At 49.2% G+C, this 9930-nt stretch carries 6 protein-coding genes, 2 tRNA genes and 1 rRNA gene; 6 read left to right on the plus strand and 3 right to left on the minus strand.

Annotation, left to right across the window (positions count from 1 at the left end; genetic code table 11):
- Positions 1-183: 183 nt before the first annotated feature.
- From DPQ25_RS07570 to DPQ25_RS07595, 6 genes are all read left to right on the plus strand, one after another.
- On the plus strand, positions 184-1920 hold the full coding sequence (locus DPQ25_RS07570) for a hydantoinase/oxoprolinase family protein (protein WP_112332559.1): 1737 nt from the start codon (positions 184-186) through the stop codon (positions 1918-1920).
- Positions 1921-2717: 797 nt separating this feature from the next.
- Entirely contained in the window at positions 2718-2945 is a 228-nt protein-coding gene (locus DPQ25_RS07575; RefSeq protein WP_112332560.1) for a helix-turn-helix domain-containing protein, read from the plus strand.
- Entirely contained in the window at positions 2942-4474 is a 1533-nt protein-coding gene (locus DPQ25_RS07580) for a class I SAM-dependent DNA methyltransferase (RefSeq protein WP_112332561.1), read from the plus strand. The genes DPQ25_RS07575 and DPQ25_RS07580 overlap by 4 nt, the downstream gene beginning before the upstream one ends.
- On the plus strand, positions 4474-5598 hold the full coding sequence (locus DPQ25_RS07585; protein WP_112332562.1) for a restriction endonuclease subunit S: 1125 nt from the start codon (positions 4474-4476) through the stop codon (positions 5596-5598). Before DPQ25_RS07580 ends, DPQ25_RS07585 begins: the two co-directional genes overlap by 1 nt.
- A gap of 140 nt (positions 5599-5738) precedes the next feature.
- Entirely contained in the window at positions 5739-6113 is a 375-nt protein-coding gene (locus tag DPQ25_RS07590; RefSeq protein ID WP_112332563.1) for an endonuclease domain-containing protein, read from the plus strand.
- Positions 6110-9487, plus strand: coding sequence for a DEAD/DEAH box helicase family protein (locus DPQ25_RS07595; RefSeq protein ID WP_112332564.1), 3378 nt, complete (start codon positions 6110-6112; stop codon positions 9485-9487). Before DPQ25_RS07590 ends, DPQ25_RS07595 begins: the two co-directional genes overlap by 4 nt.
- Before the next feature lie 121 nt (positions 9488-9608).
- On the opposite strand, the gene DPQ25_RS07600 is transcribed toward DPQ25_RS07595, so the two are convergent.
- The 3 genes from DPQ25_RS07600 to rrf form a co-directional block, all read right to left on the minus strand.
- Positions 9609-9685 (minus strand) — tRNA-Ile (locus DPQ25_RS07600).
- A 47-nt stretch (positions 9686-9732) separates the two neighbouring features.
- Positions 9733-9808 (minus strand) — tRNA-Asn (locus DPQ25_RS07605).
- A 7-nt stretch (positions 9809-9815) separates the two neighbouring features.
- Positions 9816-9930: ribosomal RNA gene (rrf, locus tag DPQ25_RS07610) — 5S ribosomal RNA — on the minus strand; the annotation flags it as partial.

Raw genomic sequence — 9930 nt, forward strand, 5'->3', positions numbered from 1 at the left:
TAACACAAGCCTTCATTCCATGCAGGCCTAGGCCCAAAAGGCACAATGGCCGTTTTTTCTTTTTATGAAAGGACCTCGCGAAAAGCTTCACGATAAAATTCCATATTTCGCATGATATTGCAAGCAACAATCCACTAAAATCTATATAATAAATAATATTTGTTAAAAAGGAGCATCTTACTCATGAAGATCGGATTAGGCGTTGATACAGGCGGTACTTGCACGGATGCCGTCCTCTATGATATGGAGCGCAAAAAGATTATTGCCAGCGCTAAAGCGCTTACCACCAAACAGGATCTTTCCATTGGAATATCGGCTGCCTTAGAACAGCTGCCGCCGGAGCAGCTTAGCGAGGCCGCCCTGGTCTCTCTTTCCACAACCCTGGCTACAAACGCCTGCGTTGAGGATAAGGGCGGACGGGCTAAACTCATTTTTATTGGCGGGGATCGCAATATCGTCGCGCAGACCGGGGGCCGCTATGGCCTTCCGTCCGCTGACGAGCTCTATTTTCTGGACGGCAGCATCAACGCACGCGGCGAGGTAGAGCAGGAGCCCGATTGGGACTTGTTCCGCCGGGACTGCGCTTCCTTTCTCAGCGGTTGTGACTGTGCCGCCGTTGTCTGCTGCCAGGGCATACGGAACCCTTCTCTTGAGCTGAAGGCCAAGGAAATTATTTCTGAGCTGACCGGGCTGCACACCGTGTGCGGCCATGACCTGTTTTGGGATTTAAATTACATCAAGCGTGGCTCCAGCACCCTTTTGAATGCGCGGCTCATGCCTGTGATTCAGGATTTTCTGGCTGCCATGCAAAAGGTAACCGGCCGCAAAAACATACACGCCCCTGTAGTGACTGTACGCAGCGACGGCAGCCTGATGTCCGAATCCTTTGCAAAGGAGCATCCCGTTGAGACTATTCTCAGCGGTCCTGCGGCCAGTGTCATCGGCGGTATGCGGCTTGCGGAAAAAAATGACTGCGTACTGGTGGATATGGGAGGTACCACCAGCGACATCGCCATTGTCAGAGGCGGTGTCCCCGTTAAGGTTTCAGAGGGGGTCCAAATCGGGAAATGGAGCACATTTGTCAAATCTGTTTCCATCCATACCTTTGGCCTGGGTGGAGACAGCCTCATCCATATCGATGCGATGGGCCGGCCGCAGGTTGGCCCCCAACGCGCCATTCCGCTGTGCGTCGCCGCCTCCCGCTGGGATAATATCCGGGATGAATTGGCGGAGCTATTACAGACGGAGCGCAACCCCTCCCATTATCTCAACGAATTTATTGTCTGCTTGCGCGAATTACCGGCAGACAACAGCTACAGCGAACGCGAGCAGAAAATCTGTAAAATTGTAGGAACGCGGGCGATACGGGTCGATCAGCTGGCTGAAGCTGTCGGTATAGATTTGTACCAGCTGGACACACAGCGGCTGGAAGCGGATTTTGTTCTCATGCGCTGTGCCTTTACGCCAACCGACGTTATGCATATCCGCGGCGATTACAGCGCCTTCGATATCAAAACAGCCCAACTGTCTGCTGAATATCTAACCCGCCGTACGGGCGGCTCTGTAGAAGAGCTCTGTGAATCCATATACGAATGTATTCGCAAAAATCTCTTTTTCCATATCTCCCAAATGCTGTTGGAAAATGAACTGCCAAATCTTTCTGAGCATGAGCTTCACGGAATTCATAGGCTGCTTGAAAAATGCTGGACGGAAAGAAACGGCGGAAACGCGCTTTTAAACTGCCTCTTTAAAACCTCCGCCGTACTCGTCGGCATTGGCGCCCCCACGCATATATTTCTTGGGGAGGTCGCCCGCGCATTGGGTACCGACTGTATTATTCCTGAGAGCGCCCCGGTTGCCAACGCGCTGGGAGCTATTGTCGCCGAGATATCTGCCACGGCGGCCGTTGAAATTCACTAGGAAGGAAACCTGGAAAGCCCAGACGTATATTTTGCTCAAGGCCCCGGCATAAACTTCAGCTCCGAGGATTACCAGGAAACCGTTGCGGCGGCTCAGGAAGCGGCCTGCCGTGCCGCTCGGGAAGAAGCTGTCCGGCGCGGCGCCAGTGGGGAATTAACCGTTACCTGCCAAGTCCTAACCGGCGCAACGATTCCCGGAGCCGCTGACGCCGCTCCGTTTGGCGCTCAGGTCGTTGCCACCGCTACCGGCAGTTCCTCGTTTTAGGCTGCTGACGGCATAAAATCCAATAGGCTTCCACATAGAGAAGGCCTCACCCTTTTGGGGCCTTCTTTTCTTTTACCATATTTCCCCTGAAGCCTCTGTACCCTCACATATAAAACAAAGGAGGCACAAGGGAAATTGTATCGTCAAATCCAATGTACAAGGTCTGCTTTATCTTCACCGCTGTTCCTTGAGCAATAGGAGCGCCGCCTATATGTCACAAATATTATTAAAGCAATACTCCAAGCCTTGCCCTAAAATTTACAATGCTTAACAGTGTAATTTTGTTTTACTATTAATTTGAGCTAGTGCGGCATAATTAAACTTGCTCTCCGGGATTATGCGCCGGAGAGGGTAAATTGGCAACGAGATAAGCCGGTTGTTTTTATATGGAACCATCTATACCTGTTGAATTTGAATTGCTTGGATAGCCAACCAGCTTTGCTCTTCTTTCGTCGTCACGATTTCGTGAAATTTGTTTGTCTTTTTAATTGGGTTGTATTATACTGGGATTAGGAAAATTCAGGAGGCAGACAATGGCAATCAGTTACAATCTCCTTTGGAAAAAGCTCATTGATCTCGGAATGAGTAAAACCGATATGATGCGCCGTGCAAACATCAGCACCAATGTTTTGGCGCGTCTGAGTAAAGGCGAACCGGTTTCTATGGATAGCATGGAAAAAATCTGCAAAGTATTGAACTGTAATATTGGCGACGTGATGGAGTTTGTTACAGATGAAGCAAATGGAGGAAAAAACGCATGATTACAGGCGCGATTAAAAATAAAGTGGAAAAAATCTGGACGGACATCTGGGCGGGCGGCATTACCAATCCTTTGACGGTAATTGAGCAGCTGACCTATCTGATGTTCATCCGTTCGTTAGATGAAAAAGAACTGGAAACAGAAGAATTTGAGAACATGACCGGCGAGAAAATGGACAAGATCTTTCCCCAGTCTCGTATGGGGCAGGCCATGCGCTGGAGCAAATTCAAAAATAACGACCCCCGCGATATTTTTGACGTGATTTCCCAGCGGGTATTTCCTGCTGTTAAAAATATGAAGCACGGACATCTGCCGGACTTCACCGAGCAGGGCGAGCTGATCGAAGCCGCCGGCGATTCGGGCAGCGGCATGCAGAACGAAACGGCCTTTGCACGCTACATGAGCGACGCCATGTTTCTGATCCCCACGCCCCAGGTGCTGCAAAAGATCATCACCGGGCTGGACGATTTGTATGAGCATGACATTGCCGGCCTGGATATGCAGGGCGATTTGTATGAGTATATGCTGGACAAGCTAGCCACTGCCGGGCGGAACGGCCAGTTCCGCACCCCCAAGCACATCCGGGAAATGATGGTGGAGCTGCTGCAGCCCACCCCGGACGATACCATCTGCGACCCGGCCTGCGGCACGGCGGGATTTCTGGTGTCTGCTTCAGAATATATCCGGAGGCACTACGAGGGTACCATGGCCAGCGAACAGTGGGAACATTTCGCCGGGGACGCTTTCACCGGCTTTGACACCGACCGCACCATGCTGCGCATCTCTGCCATGAACCTGATGCTGCACTCCATCAGCCACCCGGACATCGACTACAAGGACAGCGTTTCCAAGCAGAACCCGATCAGCGACAAGTTCACCATCTGTCTGGCGAACCCTCCCTTTAAGGGTACTGTGGACGCCGAAAGCATCAACGACAACCTGAAAGCTGTCACCAACACAAAAAAGACCGAGCTGCTGTTTCTGGCCTTGTTTTTGCGGATGCTGAAAAAGGGCGGCCAATGTGCCTGCATCGTACCGGACGGCGTGCTGTTTGGCTCATCCAAAGCGCACAAATCCATCCGCAGGGAATTGGTGGAGAACCATCAGCTGCGTGCGGTAATCTCCATGCCCTCCGGCGTGTTCAAGCCCTATGCGGGCGTGTCCACAGCGGTGCTGGTGTTTACGAAAACCGGCGCGGGCGGCACGGAAAACGTATGGTTTTACGACATGAAGGCCGACGGCTTTTCTCTGGACGACAAGCGCAGCGAGGTGCCGGAGAACGACATTCCCGACATCATCGAGCGGTTCCATAATCTGGACAAAGAGACCGGCCGCCAGCGCACCGAGCAGAGCTTTTTTGTGCCAAAACAGGAGATTGCCGGCAACGACTATGACCTTTCCATCAACAAGTACAAAAAGGTGGACTATGTGCCGGTGGAGTACCCCTCGACCGCCGAAATCATGGCAGAGCTGCACGCGCTGGAAACGGAGATCACCGCAGGCCTGGCGGAGCTGGAGGAGATGCTGTGATGGCGAGGTTGGGAGATGTTGCAACATATATCAATGGCTATGCTTTTAAGCCAGAAGATTGGTCTGATACAGGATTACCTATTATCCGTATTCAAGATTTAACAGGTAACTCGTATCAAGCAAATAGATACAATGGTGAGTATGCACCTAAGTATGAAGTGAACGATGGCGATGTATTAATCTCATGGTCGGCAAGTTTAGGGGTATATATTTGGCATGGAGAAAAAGCACTACTAAATCAGCATATTTTCAAAGTGGTATTTGATAAGACCGATATTTCTAAAAGCTTCTTTGTCCATCAAGTTGAAAACATTCTTGAAAAAGCAGCATCATCGGCGCATGGCGCAACTATGAAACATCTGACCAAACCTGTATTTGATGCTTTGCCTTTTTACTTGCCGCCCCTTGACAAACAACGCAAAATTGCGGCGGTGCTGGATAAGGTCAGCGGCCTAATTGCCAAACGCCGCCAGCAGCTGGAAAAGCTGGATGAGATGGTCAAGGCCAGGTTTGTTGAGATGTTTGGGACGTTATCACATCCTTCGCAGAAATTCAAATATGATATACTCAAAAATTTATGTAGAAAGATAACAGATGGAAAGCATGGAGGATGTACTCCGCAATTAGGATCGGGGAGATATTTTGTTGGTGCTAGGGAAATATTTGACGATACTGTGCATTATGAAACTGCACCGGAAATAGCTATTGATGAATTTGAAAAAGATTACAAACGGTGCAATTTAGAAATTGGGGATTTATTAATCGTAAATACAGGTGCGACTATTGGAAAATCAGCAATAGCTTGTGATTTCAGAGCACAACACACATTATTACAAAAAAGTGTAGCATTACTCAAAGTGAAAAGTGAATTGATTAATCCTGTATTCTTAAAGTACTGTTATAGAGTAAATGAAACCATGTATAAAGTCGAAAGTGCATCTGCACAGCCTAATTTGCTTTTATCAAAAATAAATACAACGTCAATTTATGTTCCACCAATGGCATTGCAAAATCAATTTGCAGCTTTTATCGAACAAACCGAAAAATCAAAAACCACCATCAGCCACAGCCTTGAAAAGCTGGAAATACTGAAAAAGGCGCTGATGCAGGAATATTTTGGATAACTCCCCCAGCCGGTCCGCGACCGGCTGCCCCCTCAAAGAGGGGGCCTATAAGCCTCCCTCTTTGAGGGAGGTGGCACGGAGGGCCGGAGGGAGCACACCCCCAATCAAAAACACACCACAAAACGAAGGGAATGAGCAAGATGTCCTTGCCATATCGAAAAGAACTTATTTCGCGGGCGAAGGAATTGCGCAAAAATGCAACCCGGCAGGAAAAGCATCTGTGGTATGATTTTTTACGCAATTATCCGGTTCGTTTCCAGCGCCAAAAAACTATAGAAGGATTTATTGTAGATTTTTACTGCGACGCCGCCAAATTGGTAATAGAAATTGACGGCTCCCAGCACTACACAGACCAGGGGCTTACCTATGACAATGAACGCACCGCTATTTTGCAGCAATATGGAATTAAGGTTATTCGTTTTTCAAATCGTGATATAGACTGCCGCTTTCGATATGTATGTGATGATATCCATCAGAAAATTGAAACCCGATTGAAAGGGAGTGACACATTATGACTAACTTCTCCTTTCTCCAATCCAAACCCGAATACGCCCTTTTTGCCCCGGCTTGCGTGGAGGCCGAAAAAATCTATGCCACCGCCCCGGCCATGTGTGCCGTGGGCTGCCGCAAGGCGCTGGAGTTGGCGGTCAAGTGGGTCTATTCCGCGGACAGCACCATGAAAATGCCCTATAAGGACAACCTGCAGTCCCTCATCCACGAGCCTACTTTCCGTTTTGCCGTAGACTACAACACTTGGGGCAAGCTGCCCTTCATCGTCAAACTGGGCAATCTGGCGGTACATACGGAACGGAGCGTGCAAAAAAGCGACGCCCTGGCCTCCCTGCGGGGACTGTTCGAGTTCATCCAATGGATTGATTACTGCTATGGCGCCGGCTATGAAGAACGCGCCTTTGATGAAAGCTTGATTTCCACTGAAAAGGTAACTGTGGACGCCAAAAGGATCAAGGAACAGGAAAGCCTGCTGGATGAAAAAGAGGCGGAGATCGAGGCGCTGCGCAAACAGGTCGAGCAGATGTCCGCACAATACACAGCCGGGAAAGAACAGCACCGGCAGAAACGTACCTTCCAGCCGGAGGATCTCTCCGAGTTCCAAACCCGCAAAACCTACATTGATGTGGATATGAAACTCACGGGATGGAAATTCTCCGGCCCAGATGCAGACGTGCAGGAGGAGTATGCTGTAGAAGGTATGGCTGGCGTGGTAGGCCAGATGGGGTACTGCGACTATGTCCTCTTTGGGAAAGACGGCCTGCCGCTGGCAGTGGTGGAAGCCAAGCGCAGCGGCAAAGACCCGAATATCGGGCGAAAGCAAGCGGCTTTGTATGCGGATTGCCTGGAACGGAAATTCGGCCGCCGCCCCATGATGTTCACCACCAACGGCTTTGAAACGTATTTCTGGGACGACCAGAGCAGTCCTCCGCGAAAAGTCAGCGGCATTTTCAGCAAGGACGACCTGCAAAAGCTGATGAACCGCCGTACTGAGCGGCTGGATTTAATGGGCATTGCCATCGACGACAAAATCACCGACCGGTATTACCAGAAAGAAGCCATCCGGGCGGTCTGCGGGCAAATCGAGCAGGGATTTCGCAAGCATCTGCTGGTCATGGCTACCGGTACCGGCAAAACGAGGACTGCATCCAGCCTAACCGATGTCCTCAGCCGGGGCAAATGGGTGACAAACATTCTGTTTCTGGCTGACCGCACCGCGCTGGTAAAGCAGGCAAAGGACGATTTTAAGAACTATTTGCCCGATATGTCCCTGTGCAATCTATGCTCCAACAAGGACGACCGGAATGCTCGCATCGTGTTTTCCACCTATCCGACCATCTTGAATGCCATCGACGATGCCAAATCCAAGGACGGGCGGCAGCTGTTCACCCCGGCGCATTTCGATTTGATTATCATTGACGAAAGCCACCGAAGCATATTCAAAAAGTATCGGGCCATTTTCGAGTATTTCGACGCCATGATGGTGGGCCTCACCGCCACGCCGAAAACCGATGTTGACCGCAACACCTACGACTTTTTTGAAATGGAACACGGCGTTCCCACCTATGCTTACGATTATGAAACAGCCGTGTATCAAGATCATGTGCTGGTGCCGTATTATAATTATGAGGTCAAAACCAAGTTTCTCGAAGAGGGCATTACCTACGACGAGCTGTCCGAAGAGGACAAAGAGCGTTACGAAGATGACTTCGTCGAAGACGACATGATGCCGGAGTTTATTCCTTCTGCAGCGCTCAACAAGTTTGTGTTTAATGAAGCAACTGTTGACATTGTGCTGCAAGATTTGATGGAGCGCGGGATTAAAGTCGCTGGCGGCGACCGGTTGGGTAAAACCATTATCTTTGCTCAGAACAAGTGTCATGCAGAGTTTATCTTGGAACGGTTCAACAAGCTGTACTCGCAGTATCGTGGCACATTCGCCCAGCGAGTGATTTGCGATGATGCTTATGCGCAGACGATTATTGATGGCTTCAAGCAGCCGGAAAAAGAACCGCATGTTGCAGTGTCTGTGGATATGATGGACACCGGTATCGACGTTCCGCACGCGGTGAATCTGGTATTCTTCAAAAAAGTGCGCTCCAAGGCAAAATTTTGGCAGATGATCGGCCGGGGTACCCGCTTGTGCAAGGGGTTGGCCTGTGTGGATCAGATCGATGGGCCATACACGGACAAACGCCGTTTCTTAATTTTTGATTACTGCGGAAACTTTGAATATTTCCGGGAGCATAAGGAAGGCTACGAGGCCAGAGAGACAAAAACGCTGTCAGAAAATATTTTTGGCAAGCAGATCAAAATTATCATGGCGTTACAGGAAAGTACCTTTGCTGGCGAAGATTGCCAGGCGTGGCGAAATGAGATGGTTGCTACCTGCCACAAGCAGGTTACAGCCCTCAACCCGGATCTGATTGCCGTAAAATTGCGGATGCGGGTTGTGGAGAAGTATAAAAAGCGGGAATCTTTTATTTCTCTCAGTGAAGGAGACAAAGGCGAGCTGCTGAAACAGATTGCGCCGCTTGTCCGTTCAGAGGAGGCCGATGAGTTTGCCAAGCGTTTTGATAACTTCATATATGGGCTGATACTGGCTCATATTGAGCAGTTGTCTTCCTTCAAGTATACTAAAAAGCAATTGTGCGATATGGCCGTACTGCTGGAAAGCAAGGCCAGCATTCCGCAAATCAAAGCAAAGTTGCCGATACTTGAGGAAATTCATACCGATGCTTTCTGGGATGCCAATGATATTCTGCTGTTTGAAAAGGTACGGAAAGAGCTGCGTAATCTAATTCGTTTTTTGGATGAAGATGGAGGTGAGCAAAAGCGTATTGTCACCAAACTAACTGATCCGATTATTGACAGCCAAGAAAGCGTTCAACTGGATGCAGCCTATGATTTTGAGGATTATCGAGCCAAGGTCAACCGCTATGTGAACGAGCACGGGCATACTCTTGCGATTCACAAGCTGACCCACAACATTCCGCTAGCTATGGGAGACTATCAGGAGCTGGAACGAGTGTTGACCAATGAATTGGGAAGTAAAGAGGATTATAAACGAGAGTTCGGCGATACGCCCTTTGGCTTGCTCATCCGCAAAATCGCCAAGCTGAATCATGAAGCGGCCATGCAGGCGTTTTCCTCCTTCATCAATGACCAGTCCTTGAATCAAAAGCAGATTACTTTTGTAAACAAAATCGTCAAGCATATTGAACTGAATGGGTACATGGAAAATATAGCGGATCTTACAAAACCGCCATTTGACAAGCCGGTTGGGTTTATCAAACTGTTTGATTCAAAGACCAGAACCGCTTTGATGGAGACAATTAATATGATTCGAGAAAATGCAATTCAGATTGTAGCTTCATAATGCCGCAAAAGCAGAAAGATAGATATAAACGCCTGTCCTTCTGCTTTTGCGATAAATTTTAAAGTAAAATAATAAATCCGAACCCCTCGCCAACCGGCACAAGGTTCGGATTTATTTGTTGTGGTGGGCCATCAAGGACTCGAACCTTGGACCGACCGGTTATGAGCCGGTTGCTCTAACCAACTGAGCTAATGGCCCGAACAAGAAAAAACCGCCGTTAAATACGACGGCTTATTCATTAAAATTGGCTCCCCAAGTTGGACTCGAACCAACGACCCTGCGATTAACAGTCGCATGCTCTACCGGCTGAGCTATTGAGGAATATAAGTGTTGGCATCCTCCTATTGTCCCGGGCCGTCACCAGCCAAGTATCGTCAGCACGTGCGAGCTTAACTTCCGTGTTCGGAATGGGAACGGGTGGACCCTCGCCGTCATCAACACCA

Origin of the sequence: Hydrogeniiclostridium mannosilyticum (assembly GCF_003268275.1) — a bacterium.
Classification (GTDB): Bacteria; Bacillota; Clostridia; order Oscillospirales; family Acutalibacteraceae; genus Hydrogeniiclostridium; species Hydrogeniiclostridium mannosilyticum.

Excerpts from the sequence above, each read along its gene's own strand:
- DPQ25_RS07585 (WP_112332562.1), top strand. The coding sequence starts at position 4,474 with ATGGCGAGGTTGGGAGATGTTGCAACATATATCAATGGCTATGCTTTT.
- DPQ25_RS07595 (WP_112332564.1), top strand. The coding sequence starts at position 6,110 with ATGACTAACTTCTCCTTTCTCCAATCCAAACCCGAATACGCCCTTTTT.
- DPQ25_RS07575 (WP_112332560.1), top strand. The coding sequence starts at position 2,718 with ATGGCAATCAGTTACAATCTCCTTTGGAAAAAGCTCATTGATCTCGGA.
- DPQ25_RS07580 (WP_112332561.1), top strand. The coding sequence starts at position 2,942 with ATGATTACAGGCGCGATTAAAAATAAAGTGGAAAAAATCTGGACGGAC.
- DPQ25_RS07590 (WP_112332563.1), top strand. The coding sequence starts at position 5,739 with ATGTCCTTGCCATATCGAAAAGAACTTATTTCGCGGGCGAAGGAATTG.
- DPQ25_RS07570 (WP_112332559.1), top strand. The coding sequence starts at position 184 with ATGAAGATCGGATTAGGCGTTGATACAGGCGGTACTTGCACGGATGCC.